Consider the following 23336-nt stretch of genomic DNA (forward strand, 5'->3'; position numbering starts at 1 on the left):
ATCACTCCTGGTCAGGAATGCCGGAGACCCGGGGCCCCGAGGCCTCGGCACCCACCGCCGTCGGGGAAGATGGGGAGATGCCCGAGTCCCGCTACTCCGACCTCGACCGCCCGCCCCTGTCGGAGGCGGCGCTCAACCGCGCCCTCGTGCGCCCCGGCTCGCTGTGGACCGGCGTCACGGTCGTCGACAGCACCGGCTCCACCAACGCCGACCTCGCCGACGCCGCCCGCGGCGGCGCTCCCGAGGGCACGGTGCTGGTGGCGGAGGAGCAGCGGGCGGGCCGCGGCCGGCTGGGCCGCCCCTGGTCGGCGCCGCCCCGCTCCGGGCTGACGTTCTCGATCCTGCTGCGGCCCGGCGTGCCGGTCGCCGCCCACGGCTGGCTCACCCTCATGTACGGCGTCGCCGCCGCCTCGGCCGTACGCCGCCTGGCCGAGGTCGACGTACGCCTCAAGTGGCCCAACGACCTGCTGATCGGTGAGCGCAAGCTGGCCGGGGTGCTGGCCGAGCGGGTGGACGACGCCGTCGTCATCGGCATGGGCTTGAACGTCACGCTCAGGCCCGACGAGCTGCCGGTCCAGACGGCCACGTCCCTCGGCATCGAGGAGGCGGCCTGCGTCGACCGTGACCCGCTCATCAGGGCGGTGCTGCGCGAGGTCGAGGGCCACTACCACGACTGGACCGAGGCGAAGGGCGACGCGGAGGCGTCCGGGCTGCGCTCGGCCTACCTCGCGTCGAGCGCCACGGTCGGGCAGCGGGTCAGGGTGCAGCTGCCGGGGGAGGCGACGCTGACCGGGCAGGCCACCGGCATCGACCACTTCGGCCACCTGCTGGTCGACGCGGCGGGCGAGCGGCACACGCTCAGTGCGGGCGACGTCGTCCACGTCCGCCCGGCCGGCTGACCGGCTCTGCCGGTTGTCCCGGCGTCGTAGCCGTGGCGTGAGCGATGGTGGCAGCATGTGCCCATGGCCCTTCCCGACCATCATCTGACGCAGGGAGAGCGGCGCGTACGATCCTTCCACCCCCACTGGAAGCGGCTCGTCGGCCCGTTCCTCGCGCTGGTCCTCATCGCCCTGGCCTCGGCCGCGGCGCTCTATTTCATCCCGGCCGACTTCGCCTACGCGACCTACGCCAGGATCGCGGTCGTCGTCATCGCGCTCATCCTGCTGACGATCTGGTCGTTCGTGCCCTACCTGCAGTGGAAGAACACGGCGTACGTGCTCACCACCCACCGCTTCACGATCAGCACCGGCGTGCTCAACAAGTCGACCGACGAGATCCCGATCACCAAGGTCAACACCGTCAGCTCCGACCAGTCGTTCCCCGAGCGGTTGCTCGGCTGCGGCACCCTGACGGTCGAGTCGGCCGGCGACCGGGGCGAGATCGTGCTGCGCGACATCCCGAAGATCCAGGACGTCCGCACCGACCTGTTCCGGCTGGTGGAGGACGCCACCGACGGTGAGCTCGACGGTCGCTGACATACCCTCCTACGGGTGAGCGAACAGCGTCGGCCGACGGCTGAGGACATCGAGCGGCTGCTGGTCGGCCTTCCGCCCCGCCACACGCGGGCCGAGGTCGCGACCGAGGCCGGCGTGTCGCAGGACCTGGCGGCCCGCATCTGGCGTGCTCTGGGGTTCGCGCAGCGGGCCGACGACGCCGTGGCGTTCACCGACGCCGACGTCGCCGCGCTGCGCCGGGTGCGCCGCATGCTCGACGGCGGCCTCGACGAGCAGACCGTGATCCGCATGGCCCGCGCGCTCGGCCAGACCACCGCGCGGCTCGCCCAGTGGCAGGCGGAGATTTTCGTCGGCGCGACACTGCCGGAGGAGCGCGCGGAGGGCGACCTGGCCGCGCTGCTCGGCACGGCGCAGGAGCTGCTGCCCGACTTCCAGCACGTTCTCGTGCACGTCTGGCGGGCCCAGCTCGCCGCGGCCGGCACCCGGCTGCTGGCCATGGCCGACGTGCACGACGAGCTGGCGCCGACCCGCGTGCCGCTGGCCGTGGGGTTCGCCGACCTGGTGTCGTTCACCCGGCGGGCCCGCGAGCTCGACGAGAAGGAGCTGGCCGAGCTGGTGGAGGGGTTCGAGGCGCGGGCCTCCGACGTCGTCGCCTGCCACGGCGCCCGGCTGGTCAAGACGCTGGGCGACGAGGTGCTGTTCACCGCCCGGACGGCGGAGCAGGCCGGGGCGATCGCGCTCGATCTGGCCGAGACCTGCGAGCTGCGCATCGGCATGGCGTACGGGCCCGTGGTCCCCATGATGGGCGACGTCTTCGGCACCACGGTCAATCTCGCCGCCCGTCTGACCGCCATCGCCCGGCCTGGCACGATCCTGGTCGACGCCGAGTTGGCCGACGGTCTCGACGGGCGCGAGGGCTACGCGTTGCACAAGATCCGGCGCCGTCCCGCCAGAGGGCTCGGCGTGGTGCAGCCCTATGTCTTGCGGAGATCATCCTCCTGACACAAGATGGCTGGCATGCCGTATGAAGTGCAGGGCGTCATCGCCCGAGGCAAGGGTCAGGAAGTTTCGCTCGAGACGGTAGTCGTCCCGGACCCGGGTCCGGGCGAGGCGGTGGTGAACGTTCAGGCCTGCGGGGTCTGCCACACCGACCTGCACTACCGCGAGGGCGGCATCAGCGACGACTACCCCTTCCTGCTGGGGCACGAGGCGGCGGGCGTGGTGGAGGCGGTCGGTCCCGGTGTCACGGAGGTGTCCCCGGGCGACTTCGTGATCCTCAACTGGCGCGCGATCTGCGGCCAGTGCCGGGCCTGCCTGCGCGGCCGCCCGTGGTACTGCTTCAACACCCACAACGCCAAGCAGAAGATGACCCTCAAGGACGGCACCGAGCTGTCGCCCGCGCTCGGCATCGGCGCGTTCCTGGAGAAGACGCTGGTGGCGGCGGGTCAGTGCACGAAGGTCTCGGCCGAGGCGCCGGCGCAGGTCGCCGGCCTGCTGGGGTGCGGCGTCATGGCCGGCATCGGCGCGGCCATCAACACCGGCGGCGTGACGCGCGGCGACAGTGTGGCGGTCATCGGCTGCGGCGGCGTCGGCGACGCGGCGATCCTGGGCGCCTCGCTGGCCGGCGCGGCGACGATCATCGCGGTCGACGTGGACGACCGCAAGCTGGAGTGGGCCCGCGGCTTCGGCGCCACCCACACGGTCAACTCGCGCGAGAGCGACCCGGTCGAGGCGGTCAAGGAGCTGACCGGCGGGTTCGGCGCCGACGTGGTCGTGGAGGCGGTGGGCCGGCCCGAGACGTACACGCAGGCGTTCTACGCCCGCGACCTGGCCGGCACGGTCGTCCTGGTCGGCGTGCCGACGCCGGAGATGAACATCGAGCTGCCCCTGCTGGAGGTGTTCGGCCGCGGCGGCTCCCTGAAGTCCTCCTGGTACGGGGACTGCCTGCCCTCGCGCGACTTCCCGATGCTCATCGACCTGTTCCTGCAGAACCGCCTGCCGCTCGACAAGTTCGTCAGCGAGACGATCGCCCTCGACCAGGTCGAGGAGGCGTTCGGGAAGATGCACCGCGGCGAGGTGCTGCGCTCGGTGGTGGTGCTGTAATGGATCCGCAGCGTAGCGAGGACATCCGTTACAGCCTTCCGAGCGCAGCTCGGCAGGGAGGCACGGTGATGGATCCGCAGCGTAGCGAGGACATCCGTTACGGCCTTGCGGGCGCAGCTCGGCAGGAGGCACTGTGATCGACCGCGTCATCACCTCGGGCACGTTCTCTCTCGACGGCGGCACGTGGGACGTCGACAACAACGTGTGGCTGGTCGGCGACGCCCGAGAGGTCGTGATCGTCGACGCCGCCCACACCGCAGGGCCGATCGCCGCGCGGGTCGGCGGGCGCACGGTGAAGGCCATCGTCTGCACCCACGCGCACAACGACCACATCAACGCCGCCCGCGAGCTGGCCGAGCTGACCGGTGCGCCGATCCGGCTGCACCCGGCCGACCAGGTGCTGTGGGAGCAGGTCTACGGGGCTGAGGTGGCCTACGAGCCGCTGGCCGACGGCGAGAAGCTGACGGTCGGCGGGATCACGCTGCAGGTCCTGCACACTCCCGGCCACGCGCCGGGCGCGGTCTGCGTCCACGCTCCCGACCTCGGGGCGCTGTTCAGCGGCGACACGTTGTTCAAGGGCGGTCCTGGGGCCACCGGCCGGTCCTACAGCTCGTTCGACACGATCATCGAGTCGATCAGGGAACGGCTGCTGACGTTGCCGCCCGAGACGGTGGTGCACACCGGCCACGGCGAGTCGACCTCGATCGGCGCGGAGGCGCCCCACCTGGAGGAATGGATCACCCGGGGGCACTGACACCGGGGGACACGGGACTGTGACCGAGCCAACATAGGCAAGCCTAACCAAAGTGAGCTAGCTTAGGTGTGCCTAACCTAAAGGTGTCCCCTGTTCCCCCGCGTGAGAGGCATGTCCCCGGATGTACGTATGCGTTTGTCGTGCTGTGACCGAGAACGAAGTGCACGACTGCATCGCCGCCGGGGCCACCAGCGCCAAGCAGATTCGCGACACCACAGGTGCCGGTGGGGACTGTGCCCGATGTGTACGGAAGATCTGTGCAATCCTGAAAAGGTCTGAAGAACTCACGACGGCATAGCCGGGATAGCAGCGAGGGGCCCGTTCATGCAGGGCGACAAGCAGATCATCGAGTTGCTCAACGAACAGCTGACCGCGGAGCTGACCGCGATCAACCAGTACTTCTTGCACGCCAAGATGCAGGAGAACTGGGGGTACACCAAGCTCGCCGAGCACACGCGCGACGAGTCGATCGAGGAGATGCGCCACGCCGAATGGCTGACCGAGCGCATCCTGTTCCTCGAGGGACTGCCCAACTACCAGCGTCTCGGCACCCTGCACATCGGCCAGACCGTGCCGGAGCAGCTCCAGGCGGACCTGGACGTCGAGTTGGCGGTGGTGCAGCGGTTGCGGCCGGCGATCCAGCTCATGCGTGAGAAGGGCGACATCACCTCGGCGCGCATCTTCGAGCAGATCCTCGAGGACGAGGAGAAGCACATCGACTACCTGGAGACCGAGCTCGGCCTGATCCGCAGCCTCGGTGAACAGCTCTACCTTGCCCGCTACGCCGAGCCGCCCTCGTCCGACGACGACTGACCGCGTCCGGCCGCCCGCAAGGCCCCCGCACGCACGAGCGTGGCGGGGGCCGTCGCTTGTCAGGCTTCAGAGGCGCAGGGCCGTCGCTTGCGCGGTCCCAGAGGCGTAGAGCCGTCGCTTGTCCGGTCCCAGAGGCGCGTCGCTTGTCAGGCCCCCGCCCGCGTGGAGGCCCGCGTCAGGAGAAGGCCAGCTCCTGCCAGGAGCGCAGGTCCGACTCCGGCAGGGCGCGCGGCCAGATGGCCATGCGGTCCACGGCGCCCGTCAGGCGCTGCCCGCCGCCCTGGTCGGCGGCGAACCGGAGCGGCCGGGTGGCGCAGCCGACGATCCCGTCGGACGAGACCGTGCCGCCGCCCGCGCGCACTCCGTCCACGTAGACGGTGACCGCGCCCGTGCGGGACAGCGTGACGACGAGGCTGAGGTAGCGGCCGGTCGGCAGCGTGGCGTCGGTCGTGACGTTCTGCCCCGCGCCGATGAACCGCAGCCGGTTGTCGGGCGTGACGTCCATCAGCACGCCGTCCGTGCCCGGGTCGCCGGAGGGCTGGAAGTCGAACAGCCGCCGATACCCGCTGCCCGCGATCTTCACCTCGGCGGCGAACGTGGCCTCCGGCAGGTAGCCGAGCGTCGTGGCCGCCGTCGACAGGTACGCGGACCCGTCCAGCACCAGCCCGCTGCCCGTCGGTGCCCCGTCGTCGTACGCCGCGGCGCCCACGACGGAGGCCGGGCGCCCGTTGCCGGAGGAGTCGGCGACCGTCGAGCCGGTCGTCGGGTCCCAGGCGACCAGGACCTCGTCGGCGGGCGGCGTCGCGCAGGGCGACAGGCCCACCGTGGCGGATCCGGACGAACGCCACGAATCAGCCGTGAGCACCGCCGTCAGCCGCGCGCTGCGACTCCCGTCAGCGGGCCCGGCCGTGACCGTGAACGTCGCCGAGCGCGTCTCCCCGCGGGGCACGGCGGGCACCCGTACGGAGGCGGGCTCGCCGCTCCAGCCCTCGGGCAGCTCCAGCGCCAGCGTCCCGGCCGGCACCGCGCGCCGGCCCGGGGCGGTGACCGTCGCCTCGACCTCGAACGACTCACCGGCGCCCACCGAGGCCGGGGCCTTAACGGAGACCGCGACCTCGTTGACGATCGTGTACGACTTCCCGGCCCGCGCGTTCCAGCTCAGCGTGTCGCCCACGCGGTGCGGGCCCACCTCGTGGCCCTCCTCGTCGTACACCCGGTAACGTCCGGCGACGGCGGCGGCCCGTACCTTGATCTGGCCGGTGCGGCCGGGGTGCACGGTGATCTTCTCGGCGGCGCCGTCGTGCCAGGAGGCGTCCACCGTGACGTCGCCGCGGGCGCGCAGCCCGCTCACCGAGCCGGTGGGCCAGGCGGAGGGCAGGGCGGGCAGCACGTGGATCTCGTCGTGCTGGCTCTGCACCAGCATTTCCGAAATACCAGCAGAAGCACCAAAATTTCCGTCAATCTGGAACGGCGGGTGCGTGTCCCACAGGTTCTCCAGCGTGGAGAACTTCAGCTGCTCGCTCAGCATCTTGTGCGCGTGGTCGCCGTCGAGCAGCCGCGCCCAGAAGTTGACCTTCCATGCCTTGCTCCAGCCGGTGCCCCCGTCGCCGCGCGCGGTCAGCGACACCTCGGCCGCCCGGCCCTCCGGGCCGTCCGCGGTGATCTGCCGCCCCGGGTGCAGCGCGAACAGGTGCGACACGTGCCGGTGTGTGTTGTTCGGGTCGTCCCAGTCCTCCTTCCACTCCTGGAGCTGCCCCCACGACCCGATCCGCAGGCCCGGGTCGAGCTTCTTCAGGGCCTCGCGCACCCGCGTACGGAACTCGGCGTCCACCCCGAGCGTCTCGGACGCCTCGGCGACGTTCGTGAACAGGTCCCAGACGATCTGCTGCGACATCGACGCCCCGGCGGAGAAGTCGCCCTGCTCGGGGGAGTAGCTCGGCGAGACGACCAGCTTCCCGTCACGCGGGTCGGTGTGCAGCGTGTCCAGCCAGAACTCCGCCGCCCCCTTCATCACCGGGTACGCGGTCTCGCGCAGGTACGTCTCGTCGCCGCCGAAGCGGTAGTGGTCGTACATCTGCTGGGTCAGCCACGCGGCCGCCTCCGGGAACCAGAACGAGGTGGCCCAGTCGTGCACGCCGGTGAACCCGAACGGGTTCGTCTCGTTGTGCACCAGCCAGCCGTCGGCCCCGAACATCTCCCGCGCCGTCCGCTCACCCGCCGGCACCATCGACCGCACGTAGTCGTCGTACGGCTTCGTGGTCTCGGCCAGGTTCGTCTGGTCGGCCAGCCAGTAGTTCATCTGCAGGTTGATGTTGACGTGGTAGTCCGCCGACCACGGTGGGCTGGTGGAGTTGTTCCACACGCCCTGCAGGTTGGCGGGCAACGACCCGTCCCGCGAGGAGGCGATGAGCAGGTAACGCCCGTACGCGAAGAACATCGCCTCCAGCGCCCGGTCGTCGGCCGACGCGCCGCCGGTGTAGCTCGCCCGCAGCCGGTCCGTCGGGATGGCGGGCGCCTTCTGCCCGATGTCCAGCTTCACCCGGTCGAACAGCGTGCGGTAGTCGTCCTGGTGTGCCCGTTTCAGCGCGTCGTAGCCCTGTCCGGCCGCCCGGTCCACGGCGGCCGTGACGGCGGCGTGCGGGTCCTCGCCCCGGTAGGCCGGGTACTCGGCGGCGTAGTCCGTCCCGGCCGACAGGACGAACATCGCGCTGTCGGCCCCGGTGACCGTGACCCGGTCGCCCCCGTCCGTACGCGTGCCGCCCTCCGTGACGACCTGCACCTGGGCCTCGAACCGCATCCCGTTGTCCTGCAGCGTCCCGCGGATCGTCAGCCGGCCGTCCTCGACGCTGACCTGCTTGTCGTCGCGCGGCGAGGATGTGCGCAGGGTGAAGGAGACCTTGCCCGCCTCGTCGGCCGAGATCCGGCCGACGATCGCGCCGGCCGGGTAACTGGCGAAGTACTCGCGGGAGTACCGCACGCCGTCCGCCGTGTAGCCGACCCTCGCCACGGCCTCGCGCAGGCTCAGCTCCCGCCGGTAGCCGGTGGGCGTGCCCTCCTGCGCCATGTCCAGCCACAGGTCGCCGAACGTCTGGTACGCCCCGAAGCCGCGCTTCGGCTGCCCGAGCTTGGCGGCGACCGCCTCCGGCGACATCTTCCCGTCGCGGTCGAGTCGCTCCTGAACCTCCGCGATGGCGTTCGGCCGGGGCGTGGTCCAGTTGCCGAAGTCGTAGCCCTGCCGCGAGCCGGGACCGCCGGTCCACAGGGTCTTCTCGTTGAACTGGATCTGCTCGGTGGACGTGCCGCCGAACACCATGGCGCCGAGGGCGCCGTTCCCGATCGGCAGCGCCTGCGTCTCCCAGTCGGTGGCCGGTTTGTCGTACCAGAGGGTCAGGTCATCGGGTGTATCGAGGGCCGCTTCGGCGGAGGCGGGGGTGGACGGCAGGGCAGCCGTGAGGGACGTGGCTAACAGGAGGGTGAGGATGGCGCGAATGGTGGGGGGTGCGTTCACGAGAGTGCTCCGATCACTACGGGCTCAGAACCATGAAATATCACTGAAATATCGGTGCAACAACCCTCAACATCCGACCTATCCGTATGAGAAGGGTCTGTCCGTCTCTGTCCTCCGGTCCGGCGACACGCCGACGCGTCGTGTCGTGCCCTGAGAGTGGCGTCGGCGTGTCGCGGGTACTTCGGGGAAGGTGCGGCACGCGTACGGGATTGTGGAGGCTCCGGATGGAGTGCGCGTGGTGCCGGAATTCCGCCGGAGGATTGAGGAATTGGCGCTTGGGCATGATCACCCGATGACTTTCGGGTGCGAAAGCGCGGTACTTTAATCACGACGAAGCGTCTTTTAGTCGTGTTTGCCCTGGTCAATGGATAGGTCAACGACAAGTCAAACCGCGCGCTGTGCCCGGGAAACGATCGCCTAAGGTCCTACGATCGGTTCATGACCTGCGTACTTCTCGCCGAGGATGACACCTCGATCTCCGAGCCACTCGCGCGTGCGCTGCGCCGTGAGGGCTATCAGGTTGAGGTGAGCCCGGACGGCCCGCAGGCCCTGGAGAGGGCACTGTCGGGCGGAATAGACCTCATCGTTCTTGACCTAGGCCTACCAGAGATGGATGGGCTGGAGGTCGCTCGCCGGATCCGCGCCGAAGGGCACGGAACTCCGGTCCTGATTCTCACGGCACGCGTCGACGAGGTGGACACCGTCGTCGGCCTCGACGCCGGCGCCGATGACTACGTGACGAAGCCGTTCAGGCTGGCCGAGCTACTCGCGAGGGTCCGTGCGCTGCTGCGCCGCGGCACCTCCGAGACGCCGGTCGTCCAGGGAGTGCGGATCGACGCCGACTCCCGGCGTGCCTGGATGGGCGACAAGGAGCTGCACTTGACCACGAAGGAGTTCGACCTGTTGAGGGTCCTGGTCCGCGACGCCGGCAAGGTCGTCACCCGCGAGCAGATCATGCGCGAGGTGTGGGACACGAACTGGTGGGGCTCGACCAAGACACTCGACATGCACATCTCCTGGCTGCGCCGCAAGCTGGGCGACGACGCCGCGAAACCGCGATACATCACCACCGTCAGGGGAGTCGGCTTCCGGTTCGAGCGCGAGTAGGAGATGCGCCGCCGACTGCTCTCCTCCACCCTGGTCGTCGCGGTAATCGCGGTCCTGCTGCTGGGGGTCCCCCTGGGCGTCGTCGTCAGTCGTCTGATCGTTGACGAGGCGGCTCAAGAGCTCGGGGCGGAGGCCAAGCGTCTCGTGGGAGAGGTGGAATATGCCCGCATCCAGGAGACGCCGCTAGACCCCCAGCAACTGGAGCAGAAATATCCGAAACGGTTCATACAGATCTGGGAACGCGGAGCTCCCCCCAGGTTGACCGTCGTCGGCGACCCCCCGCCGTCCGGTCACCTGATGACGGAGGACGCCCAGACCAACACGGGCGTCTATGTTCGGATAAGTCGTGACCGTGACCAGGTTGAGCAGGATGTACGCGCCCGCCTGCTTCTCATCGTCGCCCTGGCCGTGGCGGCCATGGCGGTGGCGGTGAGCCTCGCCGTCGTCCAGTCACGCCGGTTGACCCTGCCCTTGCAGGACTTGGCGAAAATCGCCGACCGGCTGGGCTCCGGCGACGCGCGGCCCAGTAAACACCGCTACGGCATCCCCGAGCTCGACCGCGTGGCCCAGGTCCTCGACCGCAGCGCCACCCGTATTTCCGACCTGCTCACCCGCGAGCGCGAGTTCGCCACCGACGCCTCCCACCAGCTGCGCACTCCGCTGACCGGCCTCACCATGCGGCTGGAGGAGATCGTGGCCTCCGCCGACCAGCCGGACGTCGTGCGCGAGGAGGGCGAGGCGGCGATCGTCCAGGCCGAGCGGCTCACCGCCGTGATCGACGAGCTGCTGGCCGCCGCGCGGCGTCAGCGGCATGCCCAGGCCGAGCCGGTCGCGATCGACGAGGTGCTGATCCAGCAGATCACCGAGTGGGAGCCGGTCTTCCGCGAGGCCGATCGCACGCTGCAACTCGACGGCGCCCGCGGGCTGAAGGCGATGGCCACCACCGGGGGTTTCGGCCAGGTGATCGCCTCTCTGCTGGAGAACTCCCTGCGTCACGGCGGCGGGGCCGTCACCGTGACCACCAGCTGCGGCGACAGCTACGTGGTCGTCGAGGTCGCCGACGAGGGTCCGGGCATCGCCGACGAGATCGCCCCCAAGATCTTCGAGCGGAACGTCAGCGGAGGCGGGGGCACGGGTCTCGGGCTGACGCTCGCCCGCGCGCTGGCCGCCGCCGACGGGGGTCGGCTGGAGCTCGTCCGGCGCCGCCCGGCGACGTTCGCCGTCTTCCTGCGCCCGGCGGAGGACGACGGCCGCAACCGTGTCGTCAGCGGTCCTGCCTGATGCCGGCCTCGGGCAGCTCCATCGGGATCGGCTCGGTGGCCTCCAGGAACACCCACTTCCGGTACGACCAGTAGCGGAAGAGGGTGCCGAGGCCGACGCCGATGATGTTGGCGATGTTGACGCTGAGCGGGTCGTGCAGGCCGAGCGTGTAGGTGGTGAAGCCGATCGTCAGCATGCCGAACAGCAGCGCGATGCCGTTCAGCAGGAAGAACAGGAAGTATTCGCGCCCGAGGCCGCTCTGCTCGCGGTGGCGGAACGTCCAGAAGCGGTTGCCGAAGTAGGCGAAGGTCGTGGAGACGGACGTGGCCGCGACCTTGGAGGTCAGAGGGCCCTGGTCGAGCACGACGTTGCAGAGGTTGAGCAGCCCCAGGTCGATCAGGAACGCGATGGCCCCGATGCTGCCGAACTTGGCCAACTCGTGCACGAGGGACGAGAACCGCTGGTAGAGGCGTCTGACGAATTTCACGTCTCTGCTCGGTCCCTTCCATCGTCGAGCCGGACCACCTCAGCGTACCGGGCACGGTACGGACGGGGTGTCAGACGGGTGGACATAGCCCGCAAAGAACGTCTGTAGAAATATCGTCCTATGCCCAACATCCGGCTTAGACGGGCATTACGCTGCGGGGCGCTGGACGGCCGTGCCTTGACACAGGGCGACCCGGAACGGCCGTCCAGCCCAGCCGCACGAGCAGCGGAGGTGCGGCGGAGCGACCCGCCGCCGCCGGGTAAGCTCACCTGGCGTGAGTGCATACAGCCCGATCGGACCGGTCGTCGGCATCGTCGGCGCGGGCCAGCTGGCCCGGATGTCACAGCCCCCCGCCATCGCGCTCGGCGTCGAGCTGCGGGTGCTGGCCGGCAACCGTGACGAGAGCGCCGCGCGGGTGATCGTCGACACGCGCGTCGGAGACTACCGCGACCTCGACGACCTCCGTGATTTCGCGAAGGGATGCGACGTGGTCACGTTCGACCACGAGCACGTGCCGACCGAGCACATCAGGGCGCTCGCGGCGAGCGGCCACATCGTGCGCCCGGGCGCCGACGCGCTCGTGCACGCCCAGGACAAGGCGGTCATGCGCGAGCGGCTGTCCGCGATCGACGTGCCCTGCCCGGCCTGGGCGCGGGTGTCGTCGGCCGACGACGTCGCCCGGTTCGCCGGCGAGCACGGCTGGCCGGTGGTGCTCAAGGCGGTGCGCGGCGGTTACGACGGGCGCGGTGTGTGGGTGTGCCGCACGCCGGAGGAGGTCGCGGAGGCGTTCGCGTCCGGGGCCGAGCTCATGGCCGAGGCGTTCGTGCCGTTCGAGCGGGAGCTCGCGGTGCTGGTGGCCCGCTCGCCGCACGGCCAGGGCGTGAGCTACCCGGTCGTCGAGACCGTGCAGGAGAACGGCATCTGCGTCGAGGTGCTCGCGCCCGCGCCCGACCTCGACCCCGAGGAGGCCGCGCAGGCCCAGCGCATCGGCCTGAGGATCGCCGAGGAGCTCGGGGTGACCGGGCTGCTGGCGGTCGAGATGTTCAAGACGGCCCGCGGGCTGGTGGTCAACGAGCTGGCCATGCGTCCCCACAACAGCGGCCACTGGACGATCGAGGGCGCCACGACCTCGCAGTTCGAGCAGCACCTCCGGGCCGTGCTCGACCTGCCGCTCGGCTCGCCCAAGATGACGGCCCAGGTCGTCGTCATGGCCAACCTGCTCGGCGGCGACGAGCCCGACCTGTTCAAGCGCTACGAACACGTGCTCGCCCATGACCCCGGCATCAAGCTGCACTTCTACGGCAAGCAGGTGCGTCCTGGCCGCAAGATCGGCCACGTGACGGCGCTCGGCTCCAACCTCGACGAGGTGCGCGCCCGCGCCCGCCACGCCGTCGTCTACCTCACCACCGGGGAGTACACGTGAGCATCGGCATCGTCATGGGCAGCGACTCGGACTGGCCGGTGATGAAGCAGGCCGCCGAGGCGGTCGCCGAGTTCGGCGTGCCGTTCGAGGCCGACGTGATGTCGGCGCACCGCATGCCCGTCGAGATGATCGACTACGGTCGGCAGGCGGCCTCCCACGGCATCCAGGTGATCATCGCGGGCGCCGGCGGGGCCGCCCACCTGCCCGGCATGCTGGCCTCGGTCACGCCGCTGCCGGTGATCGGGGTGCCGGTGCCGCTGAAATACCTCGACGGAATGGACTCCCTGCTGTCGATCGTCCAGATGCCGGCCGGGGTGCCGGTCGCCACGGTCGCGGTGGGCGGCGCCCGCAACGCGGGGTTGCTGGCCGTACGCATCCTGGCCGCCTCCGACGCCGGCCTGCGGGCGCGCATGGAGGAGTTCCAGGAGCGGCTGAAGGAGCAGGCGCACGCCAAGGGCGAACGCCTGCGCGCCGAGGCCGCCGGGCTCTGACGCGGAGCCCGGGCCGCGGCGGTACGCCCTCAGGCGGCGGACGAAGCCCTGCCTGGTGAACGCCACGTACTGCTTGATCGCCTCAGCAGCACGGCTCCTGCCAGCGTGAGCGTGATGGTCAGCAGCACGAGCGTGACCCCGAAGCGCACGTGCTGGAGAGGCAGCACGCGCATGCCCAGGTGGAACCCCCAGTGCACGCCGACCGCTATCCAGAGCCCGCCGCCGCGTACCCGCGCCGCGGTGCACGCGAAGCCGAGCGCCACGGCCATGACCACGTAGAGCAGCCGTTCCACGAGGGTGGTCGCCTGGCTCTGGGAGACGATGTGCAGGGCGCCGAATCCCGCGGAGACGATGAGCACGACCGCTCGTGGCGGCAGCCGTACCGACAGGGTGTCGAAGAGGTGGCCGCGCCAGAGCAGCTCCTCCGGGAAGGCCTGATTGAGCAGGACGGTGACGGCCACCAGCGGCAGCCAGGCATAGACGGCGAGATCGATCGGCACCCAGACGGACGCTCCGACGGCGAGGGAGATCCCGTGCGCGGCGAGCACGGGCACGGCGCCCGCGATCACGCCGAGCACGACGTGTGAGGGATCGCGCCAGCCCAGTGCCTGCCACGGCCGCCGGTCGAGGAAGCGGCGAACGAGGTGGACGAGCAGGAGCGCGGTGAGCGTGACACCGAGCGCGCCGAGAGGTCCCTGTAACGGGTTCGTCCGGTCGAGGAGCAAATACGCGGGGGCCGCGCCGATGAAGATCTGGGCGAACATGACGGCGACGGTCAGGACGACGGACCAGAGAGTTCTCACGCCGGGAACGCTATGAAGGCGCGGGTGTCGCGCGCATCGAGCCGGAGATAGAGACCGCCATGACGAAAGTCATGGTGACCTGCGGTCAGGGGCGGCCGAGGGCGCGGTAGTGCCAGCCGGCCGAGCGCCAGGTCTCGGCGTCGAGGGCGTTGCGGCCGTCGACGATGCGCCGGGCGGCGACCACCCCGCCGAGCTGCTCCGGGTCGAGCTCCACGAAATCCTGCCACTCCGTCAGCAGCAGGACCACGTGGGCCCCGCGGACCGCCTCGACGGCCGACTCGCCGTAGTTGAGCTCCGGGTGGGCCTTGCGGGCGTTGTCGAGCGCGATGGGGTCGTAGATGGTGACCTTGCCGCCCTGGTGGCCGATGGCGACGGCGACGGCGAGAGCGGGGGAGTCGCGGATGTCGTCGGAGTTGGGCTTGAACGCCGCCCCCAGCACGCCCAGCGTGCACCCGTGGAACGAGCCGCCGGCCAGCTCCCTGGCCAGGTCGACCATGCGGGCCCGGCGGCGCATGTTGATGGCGTCCACCTCGCGCAGGAACGTCAGCGCCTGGTCGGCCCCCAGCTCGCCGGCCCGCGCCATGAACGCCCGGATGTCCTTCGGCAGGCAGCCGCCGCCGAACCCCAGCCCGGCGCTCAGGTAGCGCCCGCCGATGCGGTCGTCGTACGACAGGGCCTTCGACAGCAGCTCGACGTCGGCGTGCGCGGCCTCGCAGACCTCGGCCATCGCGTTGATGAACGAGATCTTCGTGGCCAGGAACGCGTTCGCGGCCGTCTTGACCAGCTCGGCCGTCGCATAGTCGCTCACCACGATCGGCACGTCGCCGAGCGGTTCGTACACCTCGCGCAGCACCTTCTCGGCCCGCTCGGTGCGGACGCCGAGCACGATGCGGTCGGGGTTGAGCGTGTCGTGGACGGCGAAGCCTTCGCGCAGAAACTCGGGGTTCCAGGCCAGCTCGGCCTCCGCGCCGGCCGGTGAGAGCCGGGCCAGCTTGTCGGCCAGCCGCTCGGCGGTGCCGACGGGCACGGTCGACTTGCCCACCACCAGGCACTCGCGGTCGAGGAGCGGGGCGAGGCTCTCGATGGCGTTGTCCATGTACGTCACGTCGGCGGCGTACTCGCCGCGTTTCTGCGGGGTGCCCACGCAGACGAAGTGCACGTCGCCGAAGGCGGCGACCTCCTCGAAGGAGGTGGTGAAGCGCAGGCGGCCGGACGCGAGGCCGCGCTGGAGCACCGGCTCGAGGCCGGGCTCGTGGATGGGAAGCTCACCGGCGTTGAGGCGGGCGATCTTGTCAGGGTCCACGTCGAGGCCCAGGACTTCGAACCCCAGGTCAGCCATGCACGCCGCATGAGTGATGCCCAGATATCCGGTCCCGATCACCGTGAGGCGATATGGCACGTGTGAGCTCCTTTCGATCGCGGAGGCATGTTACCGGGCCTTCCGCTACCTGCTACGTGCCACGTGCAATTCTTCGCAAACCGTACCCGCTGGTAACAAGATGCTCGGACGTCCTAGTATTTGACGCATGAGCTTCCCTCTGTACGCGCCCGCCGAAGAGCACGACATGCTCAGGGAGACCGTTCGCGCCCTGGCTGACGAGAAGATCGCACCGCACGCCGCCGAGATCGACGAGACCGAGGAGTTCTCGTGGGACGTCTACAAGGCGCTCGTCGCGGCCGACCTGCACGCCGTTCACGTCCCTGAGCAGTACGGCGGCGCCGGGGCCGACGCGCTGGCGACCGTGATCGTCATCGAGGAGGTGGCCCGCGCGTGCGCGTCCTCCTCCCTGATCCCCGCCGTCAACAAGCTCGGCACGGTGCCGCTGCTTCTGTCCGCCTCGGAGGAGCTCAAGTTCCGCTACCTGAAGCCGGTCGCGAGGGGCGAGGCGATGTTCTCGTACGCGCTCTCGGAGCCGGAGGCCGGCTCCGACGCGGCGGCCATGAAGACGCGGGCGGTGGCCGACGGCGACGCGTACGTGCTCAACGGCACCAAGATGTGGATCACCAACGCCGGGGTGTCGGAGTTCTACACGGTGATGGCCGTCACCGACCCGTCCGCCGGGGCACGCGGCATCTCCGCCTTCGTGGTGGAGAAGTCGGACGAGGGGGTCTCGTTCGGGCCGAAGGAGAAGAAGCTCGGCATCAAGGGCTCGCCCACGCGGCAGGTCATCTTCGACAACGTCCGCATCCCGGCCTCGCGAATGATCGGCGAACCGGGCACCGGCTTCAAGACCGCCCTGGCCACGCTCGACCACACCCGCGTCACGATCGCCGCCCAGGCGCTCGGCATCGCGCAGGGGGCGCTCGACTACGCGATCGGCTACGTCAAGGAACGCCAGCAGTTCGGCCGGCCGGTGGCGGACTTCCAGGGCGTGCAGTTCATGATCGCCGACATGGCGATGAAACTGGAGGCGGCCCGGCAGCTCACGTACCACGCGGCGGCCAAGTCCGAACGCGCCATGAACGGCGAACGGCAGGCCGATCTGACGTACCTGTCGAGCGCCGCCAAGTGCGCCGCCTCGGACGCCGCCATGCAGATCACCACGGACGCGGTCCAGCTGCTCGGCGGCTACGGCTACACGAAGGACTTCCCGGTGGAACGCATGATGCGCGACGCCAAGATCACCCAGATCTACGAGGGCACCAACCAGATCCAGCGCATGGTCATCGCCCGCCAGCTGTTGAAGTAGGCGTTGACCCCTGCTGGACGTCGGTGGTTCGCTCAGAAGTCGCGCCACTCGTCGAACCAGTCGGCTGCCTCGGAATCCGTGATGCCGGCACGTTGCGCCAGATCGAAGAAGGCGTCCGCGGCCTCTTCCCTTCGGAGGGTGTCGATGATCTCGGAACGTTCTTCTATCGCGTTGAGCTGCTCGATCAGATGCCGCAGGATCGGCTGCGCCCTGGTGGCCGTGGCGGGGTCGTCGGCGGGCAGGTGGTCGATGGCGCGGAGGGCGGAGGCGTAGGCCTCGCATGCCGCGGCGCCGGCTTGTTCGTCGTCATCGACCCAGTCGCGCAGCGGGTTGTCGATGTTGGACGCGAGCCAGGCGTCGGATTTGGCGCCCCACACGGTCACCCGCACAGGGGTGCCTCGGTGGCGTGCCATGAGGAGCTCGGACTGGCTGCGCCGGATGCCGTTGACGTCCAGACGCCGTACGGAGGTGGGCGCATGGGACAGAGACGACGCATCGACGCCGTAGGCGTCGGTGAGTCGTAAGGTATGCAGCCGGGAGACGCCGCTCAGACGGGAGTCGTCGAGGAGACCGCCGTGCGGGTGGTTCCAGCGGATGTGCAGCCACTCCAGGTCCGTCAGGGCTTCGAGAGCGGTCAGGGACAGGTCACCGGATGCGCGGAGGTCGAGACGGCGGACTCCATGGAGACCGTTCGAAACGCCCCTGGAGAATGCGGCGATGCTCAGATGGATCCATCGCCCCTCCCCGGCCGCCTCGACTGCTGCGGGTGGTTCCCCCTCCACGTGGAGGTCGATGAGTTCGGGCGGCAGGCGCAACAGCCGTGGCCCGGTGCCTGAGATCGTCAATGTGGTCAGGTGTGTCGTGCTCAGGTCGACCGTGTGCGGCGGATCGTCCCAGACAAGGCTTTGGATGATCGGGCGAGCGGTGAGAGCCTCGGCGAGGCCGCGATCCGGACCTGAGCATCTCACGGTGGTCAGCTGGGGCAGCGCGTCCAAGGCCGGCCAGCGGACGTTAGCGAGATGAGCCGGGAGGGTGAGCGACGACGCGGTGGCGTACATCGTCCGCGGCACGTCGCCGAGATCGACCATGACCGGGCCGTGGGTGGCGTCGCGGTAGGCCGCCTTGGCCCCGGCGGGCACATGGAGATCCCAGCGCCGCTGGAAGGCGACGCTTCGCGGGATGCTCTCCCAGGCGCCGAGGGCGTTGGTCTCGGGTGGCGTGTCAGGGTGGACCGGTCGTTGCCCGAGCCGGACGAAGTCGGGCGGCGGCGGATCCGAGCTGTCGACCATGAGGGCGTCCGGTCGTCCTGACCAGCCGTGATGGTCAAGGACCAACGGTGCGGCGGAGGCGAGGTCGTCGAGTGTGGGCAGCTCGTCGGAGTGCCAGTCGAGCGCGCATACCGTCGCACAATCTCCGCTGACCCCGCTCACCTGGCATGCGCCGTAACCGCCCAGCGGAAGGGGCATGGCCGCTACATCTCCGACCCGCAACATGGGCGGGATGCTACCGATCGCCTACGACAAGATCGCTCGTCCGCCTCGATGGTCCGTGGATCCGCGCGGCGTCAGGTGTCGTCGAAGTTGATGCCTTTCGGGAAGAACTCGGCATGCTCCTGGCCTGTGAGGCTCTCGGCGACGACGCCGAACAGGACTCCGTCGAACATGTGCCGGAAGGGACGCGGCTCTGTTCCGCAGCGGTCGGGTCGCATGGTCGTGGGACCTCGAGGAGGTCTGGACCCCGCGTACTCGCCGAGAACCGCGGGTACATCATCGACCTGTGTTCGGCTCCGGCTCGTTCGACGGCTTCCGCGGGAAGCGGGGGTGCTGTGGATGTCAGTGGTGTCCGCTTGGATGTCGGCATGACTGCTCATGAAGCAGCCCGGCTGTTGCCTGACATCCCGGTGCTACGCGACCTGTGCCGGTCCATGGCCGTGCTCGACGCCATCCTGAGCCCCGAGTGGTCAAGCCGCTTTCACTCCCACGACACGAGCTGGGGGCCGGCGGAGGATATGGCCTCGATGCGCAACGGCTCGGGGGATGAGTACGCCATCGTCTTCTCCGCGGCGGGTGCGTACATTCGCGGCTTCGCCCACGAATCTGCGATGAGCCCGTACGGTCATGACGGGCCGTGGACAGGGGTGGTCGACTCCGTTCCCGAGGTCTTCCGTCCTTGGGTGGAGGAGCCCGCGTCCTGTGACGAGGGCGGCATGCCCGTCGTGACCGCCTGTTTGTGGCGTCAGAACGGTGACGATCGCTGGAGCGTGGGGGAGATCGACTACCCCGATGGCGCGAGCGATCCCGACGGAGCGGCGTACGTGTTCGAGCGGCTCGTCGACCCGAGGCCGGAGGCGTTCCAGCGGTACGCCGAGGACTCCTTCGACGTCGCGGTGGGCCTCGACGCGGTGCGGCACGTCCACGCGCTTCGCCCGCTGACGCGGGCGGTGGTCACCGCGCTCAACCCCACCTTCTTCTGGCGGATCTCGCCGAAGATCTCGCAACAGCGCGGTACCCAGCTGTCGCCGGTTGAGTTTCCGTGACAGAACAAACCATGGGAATCTGCACAAACATCCGCTTTAGGGCGACTCGTTGAGCTTTATGCTCAAAAATGCGTCCCGGGCCACTGGGAGACCTACGATTCTTCGTGTGCCCAGCCGTTCCCGATCAAGACGACGATTTGTCCGCAATGGCTTGCTTCTTCTTTTAGTAGCAGGGTTCGTGGTATTGGCGGTATGGATGGCCAATTCCGACCCTTCGGCAAACGACGCACGCGCCAGCGTGATCAGCATGTTCGTGGGGCTCGCGGCCCTGACGGTCACGGTGACGAGTCTTGTGCGCGTAGAGCCGTCAGAGCCCCTCAGGCCGAACGCACTGGCCGACGACCTGGCCGCCACCGTCCAGGCCCAGTGGCTGGAGGAGACCAAGGCTCGCAAACTCCGCGACCCGGGCGTGCTGCCCCTGTCCTGGGCCGCCACCGAACGCGACGTCAGCGACGATTTCGAGCTCATCACGGGGCAGCAGGTCGGACGGGTGGTCAAGCTTCGCCTGGAAGGCCGGCTGGAAGGAGAGTTCGACACGGTGACCCGCCGGCTGGCCACCGACTACCGGGCGATTCACAGCGGACGGCTGCTCGTCCTGGGAGAGCCGGGTTCGGGCAAGACCGTGTTGGCGGTGCTGCTGACCCTCGGCCTGCTGGACAGCGAAGTCCGTGCCGACGGCGGCCCGGTGCCTGTGCTGCTGACCGCCTCCTCGTGGGATCCGGTGGCCGACTCGATGGACGCCTGGATCGTGCACAGCCTGGCCACCTCCTACTACAACGGCCGCAGGGAGATCCCCCAACTCCTGTACGACCGGGGGCTGCTCCTGCCGATCCTCGACGGGCTGGACGAGATTCCCGAGTCGGCCCGCCGGAGCGCCGTACGGTCGATCAACCAGGCGATCGGGCAGGACCGCGCGGTGGTCGTCACGTGCCGGTCGGCCGAGTACCAGGACGTGATCGACGGCGGTGGACAGCCTCTTCGCCGGGCTCCGGTCATCGAGGTGGCCGCGGTGACGAGCACGGAGATCATCGCCTACCTGGAGGCGGTGGACTGGCCGGACGGCACGGACTGGCGCCGGGTGTACGACCATCTGCGCGCCACGCCGGACAGCCCGCTGGCCATGGCGTTGTCCACCCCGCTCATGGTGTCGATGGCGCGCCGCGTCTACCAGCGCCTCGGCGGCTCGCCGGCCGAACTGCTGGATCCCGTGCGCTTCGACTCCCGGCACGCGGTCGAGGACTACCTGCTCGATCGGGTGATCGACGCGGCCTACGCCCCGGACAAGCTGCCTTCGGGCCAGATCGTTCCGGGATCCGTCAGCAAGTGGCCGGCGGCCAAGGCGCGCGGTTGGCTGACGTTCCTGGCCAAATATCTCCACCAGCATCGGGAGCGCGACCTGGCCTGGTGGCTGCTGAGCCGGCGACTGCTGTCGCCGTGGGCCGCTCCGCTGATCGGGCTCGCCATCGGGGCGATCTTGATGATCGCGGCGTTCCTGTGGACGTTCTTTTTGGGGCCTCAGGACTTCGTCGAAGTCGCCGGTGTTTCGGGCACACCTGCAATCGGCGCGCGTGACGTGCGCACCGACTTTTTCGACGCGCTCGCCGTCGGTACCGGGACAGGGGCCGGTTTCGCGATTCTGGCCATGATGACGTGGTCCGCCGGCGCCGACCGCGCTCCAGGCCGGTTGTCGCTGAGACTGCGTGGATCGATGGACCGGCTGCTTCGCGGGTTCACCACCGGCCTCGCCGTGACCGCGATGGTTGTCTTGCCCGTGCTGGGCGCAGCCGCCATATCCATCAGTTCGGAGGGCTGGGCCCTCACGGATTTACCGGAGTATTGGGCGCTGGCCCTGATGGGCGGGGCCCTGGCGGTGACGGTCGGCCTCGCGATGGCGGTTCACAACTGGCTCGACGCTCCGCCGAGACGCTCGGCCCAAGCCAGTCCGCTCCGCTTCATCCGTCAGGATCGCCGTTCGTCCCTCGTGGGGGCGCTGGCCGCGGGGACGGTACTGGGTATAGGGATGCTCCCCGCTCTGATCGCCGGCAAGGTGGTCGCGGCCATGACCCAGACAGCCGTCACCCGATGGCCTCGCGACGGGTGGTTCCAGGGAGTCGGGGGCCTGGGCGACACCATCGCGGTGCACAGCGCGATGCTTTTCGGCGATGAAAGCCTCCCTGTTCTGCTCGGGTGGGTCGTGCTTCTGCCCGGGACGGTCTTCGCCCTCCTGATCCTGCTGACACGCGCCTGGCCGAGGTTCTTGCTGGCACGGCACATGCTGGCGGGGCGCGGACTCCTGCCTTGGCGTCTCATGGCGTTCCTCTCGGATGCGCGGGAGCAAGAGCTGCTCCGTGAGTCAGGAGGGACGTATCAATTCCGGCACATCCGCCTGCAGGAATGGCTGGCCACGCAGCAGCCCGAGTCGCCCGGCACGCCGAAAAGGAACGTGTTCCAGGCGGTGAAACACCGCGGTGTCGTCCTGACCGCGATCGTGGCCGTCCTCGTCGCCGTCGTCGCCAGGTCCACTATCGGCAGCCTCCCGGACGATCGGTCGCAAGCCACATTGATCGGCCACGTCGGAGAGGTGAACGCGGTCGCGGTGGGAGAGCTGGGCGGGAAGACCGTCGCCGTCACCGGAGGTGACGACGGGACGCGGGTGTGGGACCTGACCACAGGCGAGCCGGCGCGCCGACCGCTGATCGGCCACAAGGACATGGTGTACAGGGTGGCGTTGGGCGAGCTCAGCGGGAAAAGCGTCGCGGTCACCGAAAGCGACGACGGGGCGCGGGTGTGGGATCTGACCACGGGGCAGCCGTTGGGCAGACCGCTGATCAACCACGATGACCTGGTGTGGGCGGTGGCGGTGGGAAAGGACGGGAGGACCGTCGCCGTCACCGACAACGGCTACGGAACGGTGTGGGACCTGGCCACGGGGGAGCTGGTGCGCCAACCGCTGACCGGCCACACCAGTGCGGTGTACCTCGGGGCGGTGGGAGAGCTGGACGGGAGGACCGTCGCCGTCACCAGCAGCCCCGACGGGGTGGTGTGGGTGCGGGATCTGGTCACGGGCGAGCCGGTGCGCCAACCGTTGACCGGGGGGCGCACCGACGCGGTGAATGGGGTGGCGGTGAACGCGGTGGCGATGGGAGAACTGAACGAGAGGACCGTCGCCGTCAGCGGCCGCTCCGACGGGGCGGTGTGGGTGTGGGATCTGGCCAAGGGTGAGCCGGTGGGCGAGCCGCTGGAGGGCCACCTCGGCGCGGTGAACGCGGTGGCGATGGGAGAACTGAACGGGAGGACCGTCGCCGTCACCGGCGGCGACGACGGGACCGTGCGGGTGTGGGATCTGGCCAAGGGTGAGCCGGTGGGCAAGCCGCTGGAGGGGCACCTCGGCGCGGTGAACGGGGTGGCGATGGGGAAGCTGAACGGCAAGGCCATCGCCGTCACCGGAGGCGACGACGGGATGGTGCGCGTCTGGGACCTGAGCGCCCTGTAGTCCAAGCCCGGGGAACCCCGAGGTGCGTCGTACGCGCCCGGAGATGTGACCAGCGTCTCCGGGCGTATCCGTACGCTTTCCGGAAATCGACGGCCGCCCCGGCGAGCAGCCTGTCGTACGGCGACCAGCGCTGGCCGGGGACCCGACGGTGCTCATGTTCGACGAGCCCACCATGGGCCTGTCGCCGATCATGATCCAGCAGATCGTCGACACCATCGCCGTACTGCGCGACCAGGGGACGACGACCCTCATGGTCGCGCAGAACGCCCTCGCGGCGCTCACCCTGGCCGACCACGGCAACCTGATCGACCTCGGCCGCACCACCCTGTCGGGCCCGGGTGACGAGCTGCTCGCCGATCCCCGCGTGCGCCTCGGCCAGGGGCTAGGCTGCGACAGCTGATCATGCGGGGAAGG

At 69.6% G+C, this 23336-nt stretch carries 20 protein-coding genes; 15 read left to right on the plus strand and 5 right to left on the minus strand.

Annotation, left to right across the window (positions count from 1 at the left end; translation table 11 throughout):
• Nucleotides 1–77 precede the first annotated feature (77 nt).
• The 7 genes from ACIBP6_RS34390 (at nt 78) to bfr (ending at nt 5124) form a co-directional block, all read left to right on the plus strand.
• On the plus strand, nt 78–899 hold the full coding sequence (locus tag ACIBP6_RS34390; RefSeq protein WP_397057999.1) for a biotin--[acetyl-CoA-carboxylase] ligase: 822 nt from the start codon (nt 78–80) through the stop codon (nt 897–899).
• A 63-nt stretch (nt 900–962) separates the two neighbouring features.
• The gene (locus tag ACIBP6_RS34395) at nt 963–1475 is read left to right on the plus strand and encodes a PH domain-containing protein (protein ID WP_132618218.1); all 513 of its coding nucleotides are present in this window, start codon (nt 963–965) and stop codon (nt 1473–1475) included.
• Nucleotides 1476–1490: 15 nt separating this feature from the next.
• Nucleotides 1491–2456, plus strand: a complete 966-nt coding sequence (locus ACIBP6_RS34400) for an adenylate/guanylate cyclase domain-containing protein (RefSeq protein WP_397058000.1) — start codon at nt 1491–1493, stop codon at nt 2454–2456.
• A 15-nt stretch (nt 2457–2471) separates the two neighbouring features.
• Nucleotides 2472–3557 (plus strand): S-(hydroxymethyl)mycothiol dehydrogenase, encoded by a 1086-nt coding sequence (locus ACIBP6_RS34405; protein WP_397058001.1) that lies wholly within the window; start codon nt 2472–2474, stop codon nt 3555–3557.
• A 133-nt stretch (nt 3558–3690) separates the two neighbouring features.
• Nucleotides 3691–4311: an MBL fold metallo-hydrolase gene (locus ACIBP6_RS34410; RefSeq protein WP_132618224.1), complete on the plus strand. Its 621-nt coding sequence runs from the start codon at nt 3691–3693 to the stop codon at nt 4309–4311.
• Between the two features lie 121 nt (nt 4312–4432).
• A complete protein-coding gene (locus ACIBP6_RS34415; protein WP_132618226.1) occupies nt 4433–4609 on the plus strand; it encodes a (2Fe-2S)-binding protein in 177 nt (58 codons plus the stop codon).
• Nucleotides 4610–4635: 26 nt separating this feature from the next.
• On the plus strand, nt 4636–5124 hold the full coding sequence (gene bfr / locus ACIBP6_RS34420; protein ID WP_397058002.1) for a bacterioferritin: 489 nt from the start codon (nt 4636–4638) through the stop codon (nt 5122–5124).
• Nucleotides 5125–5299: 175 nt separating this feature from the next.
• Here bfr and ACIBP6_RS34425 read toward each other — a convergent pair whose 3' ends face one another.
• Nucleotides 5300–8632 carry a glycosyl hydrolase family 95 catalytic domain-containing protein gene (locus tag ACIBP6_RS34425; protein ID WP_397058003.1) on the minus strand — a complete coding sequence of 1111 codons (3333 nt, stop codon included), beginning with the start codon at nt 8630–8632 and terminating at the stop codon, nt 5300–5302.
• Between the two features lie 438 nt (nt 8633–9070).
• On the opposite strand from ACIBP6_RS34425, the gene ACIBP6_RS34430 reads away from it, so the two are divergent.
• Together ACIBP6_RS34430 and ACIBP6_RS34435 are read left to right on the plus strand one after the other, a co-directional pair.
• Complete coding sequence (locus ACIBP6_RS34430; protein ID WP_012888073.1) at nt 9071–9739, plus strand: response regulator transcription factor; 669 nt, start codon at nt 9071–9073, stop codon at nt 9737–9739.
• 3 nt (nt 9740–9742) lie between these two features.
• Nucleotides 9743–11020: an ATP-binding protein gene (locus ACIBP6_RS34435; RefSeq protein ID WP_397058004.1), complete on the plus strand. Its 1278-nt coding sequence runs from the start codon at nt 9743–9745 to the stop codon at nt 11018–11020.
• Here the strand turns inward: ACIBP6_RS34435 and ACIBP6_RS34440 are convergent.
• Entirely contained in the window at nt 11004–11486 is a 483-nt protein-coding gene (locus ACIBP6_RS34440; protein WP_132618234.1) for a GtrA family protein, read from the minus strand. The two genes, ACIBP6_RS34435 and ACIBP6_RS34440, sit on opposite strands and share 17 nt — an antisense overlap.
• Before the next feature lie 274 nt (nt 11487–11760).
• Here ACIBP6_RS34440 and ACIBP6_RS34445 point away from each other — a divergent pair, with 274 nt between their 5' ends.
• Nucleotides 11761–12909: a 5-(carboxyamino)imidazole ribonucleotide synthase gene (locus tag ACIBP6_RS34445; protein ID WP_132618236.1), complete on the plus strand. Its 1149-nt coding sequence runs from the start codon at nt 11761–11763 to the stop codon at nt 12907–12909.
• A 14-nt stretch (nt 12910–12923) separates the two neighbouring features.
• On the plus strand, nt 12924–13400 hold the full coding sequence (gene purE / locus ACIBP6_RS34450; RefSeq protein WP_397058936.1) for a 5-(carboxyamino)imidazole ribonucleotide mutase: 477 nt from the start codon (nt 12924–12926) through the stop codon (nt 13398–13400).
• A 29-nt stretch (nt 13401–13429) separates the two neighbouring features.
• Here the strand turns inward: purE and ACIBP6_RS34455 are convergent, their stop codons facing one another.
• Both ACIBP6_RS34455 and ACIBP6_RS34460 read right to left on the minus strand, forming a co-directional pair.
• The gene (locus ACIBP6_RS34455; protein WP_397058005.1) at nt 13430–14203 is read right to left on the minus strand and encodes a lysostaphin resistance A-like protein; all 774 of its coding nucleotides are present in this window, start codon (nt 14201–14203) and stop codon (nt 13430–13432) included.
• 85 nt (nt 14204–14288) lie between these two features.
• Nucleotides 14289–15602 carry a UDP-glucose dehydrogenase family protein gene (locus ACIBP6_RS34460; RefSeq protein ID WP_397058006.1) on the minus strand — a complete coding sequence of 438 codons (1314 nt, stop codon included), beginning with the start codon at nt 15600–15602 and terminating at the stop codon, nt 14289–14291.
• Nucleotides 15603–15729: 127 nt separating this feature from the next.
• On the opposite strand from ACIBP6_RS34460, the gene ACIBP6_RS34465 reads away from it, so the two are divergent.
• The gene (locus tag ACIBP6_RS34465; protein ID WP_397058007.1) at nt 15730–16893 is read left to right on the plus strand and encodes an acyl-CoA dehydrogenase family protein; all 1164 of its coding nucleotides are present in this window, start codon (nt 15730–15732) and stop codon (nt 16891–16893) included.
• 32 nt (nt 16894–16925) lie between these two features.
• Here ACIBP6_RS34465 and ACIBP6_RS34470 read toward each other — a convergent pair whose 3' ends face one another.
• The gene (locus ACIBP6_RS34470) at nt 16926–18032 is read right to left on the minus strand and encodes a hypothetical protein (RefSeq protein WP_397058008.1); all 1107 of its coding nucleotides are present in this window, start codon (nt 18030–18032) and stop codon (nt 16926–16928) included.
• 707 nt (nt 18033–18739) lie between these two features.
• Here ACIBP6_RS34470 and ACIBP6_RS34475 point away from each other — a divergent pair.
• From ACIBP6_RS34475 to ACIBP6_RS34485, 3 genes are all read left to right on the plus strand, one after another.
• Complete coding sequence (locus ACIBP6_RS34475) at nt 18740–19429, plus strand: hypothetical protein (RefSeq protein ID WP_397058009.1); 690 nt, start codon at nt 18740–18742, stop codon at nt 19427–19429.
• 106 nt (nt 19430–19535) lie between these two features.
• Nucleotides 19536–22922, plus strand: a complete 3387-nt coding sequence (locus ACIBP6_RS34480) for an NACHT and WD40 repeat domain-containing protein (RefSeq protein ID WP_397058010.1) — start codon at nt 19536–19538, stop codon at nt 22920–22922.
• A gap of 148 nt (nt 22923–23070) precedes the next feature.
• Nucleotides 23071–23322: a hypothetical protein gene (locus tag ACIBP6_RS34485; protein WP_397058011.1), complete on the plus strand. Its 252-nt coding sequence runs from the start codon at nt 23071–23073 to the stop codon at nt 23320–23322.
• Nucleotides 23323–23336: the final 14 nt, after the last annotated feature.

Source organism: Nonomuraea terrae (assembly GCF_044465245.1).
GTDB classification, from domain to species: domain Bacteria; phylum Actinomycetota; class Actinomycetes; order Streptosporangiales; family Streptosporangiaceae; genus Nonomuraea; species Nonomuraea terrae.

Excerpts from the sequence above, each read along its gene's own strand:
- ACIBP6_RS34390 (WP_397057999.1), top strand. The coding sequence starts at position 78 with ATGCCCGAGTCCCGCTACTCCGACCTCGACCGCCCGCCCCTGTCGGAG.
- ACIBP6_RS34395 (WP_132618218.1), top strand. The coding sequence starts at position 963 with ATGGCCCTTCCCGACCATCATCTGACGCAGGGAGAGCGGCGCGTACGA.
- ACIBP6_RS34405 (WP_397058001.1), top strand. The coding sequence starts at position 2,472 with ATGCCGTATGAAGTGCAGGGCGTCATCGCCCGAGGCAAGGGTCAGGAA.
- ACIBP6_RS34415 (WP_132618226.1), top strand. The coding sequence starts at position 4,433 with ATGTACGTATGCGTTTGTCGTGCTGTGACCGAGAACGAAGTGCACGAC.
- bfr (WP_397058002.1), top strand. The coding sequence starts at position 4,636 with ATGCAGGGCGACAAGCAGATCATCGAGTTGCTCAACGAACAGCTGACC.
- ACIBP6_RS34430 (WP_012888073.1), top strand. The coding sequence starts at position 9,071 with ATGACCTGCGTACTTCTCGCCGAGGATGACACCTCGATCTCCGAGCCA.
- ACIBP6_RS34435 (WP_397058004.1), top strand. The coding sequence starts at position 9,743 with ATGCGCCGCCGACTGCTCTCCTCCACCCTGGTCGTCGCGGTAATCGCG.
- purE (WP_397058936.1), top strand. The coding sequence starts at position 12,924 with ATGGGCAGCGACTCGGACTGGCCGGTGATGAAGCAGGCCGCCGAGGCG.
- ACIBP6_RS34465 (WP_397058007.1), top strand. The coding sequence starts at position 15,730 with ATGAGCTTCCCTCTGTACGCGCCCGCCGAAGAGCACGACATGCTCAGG.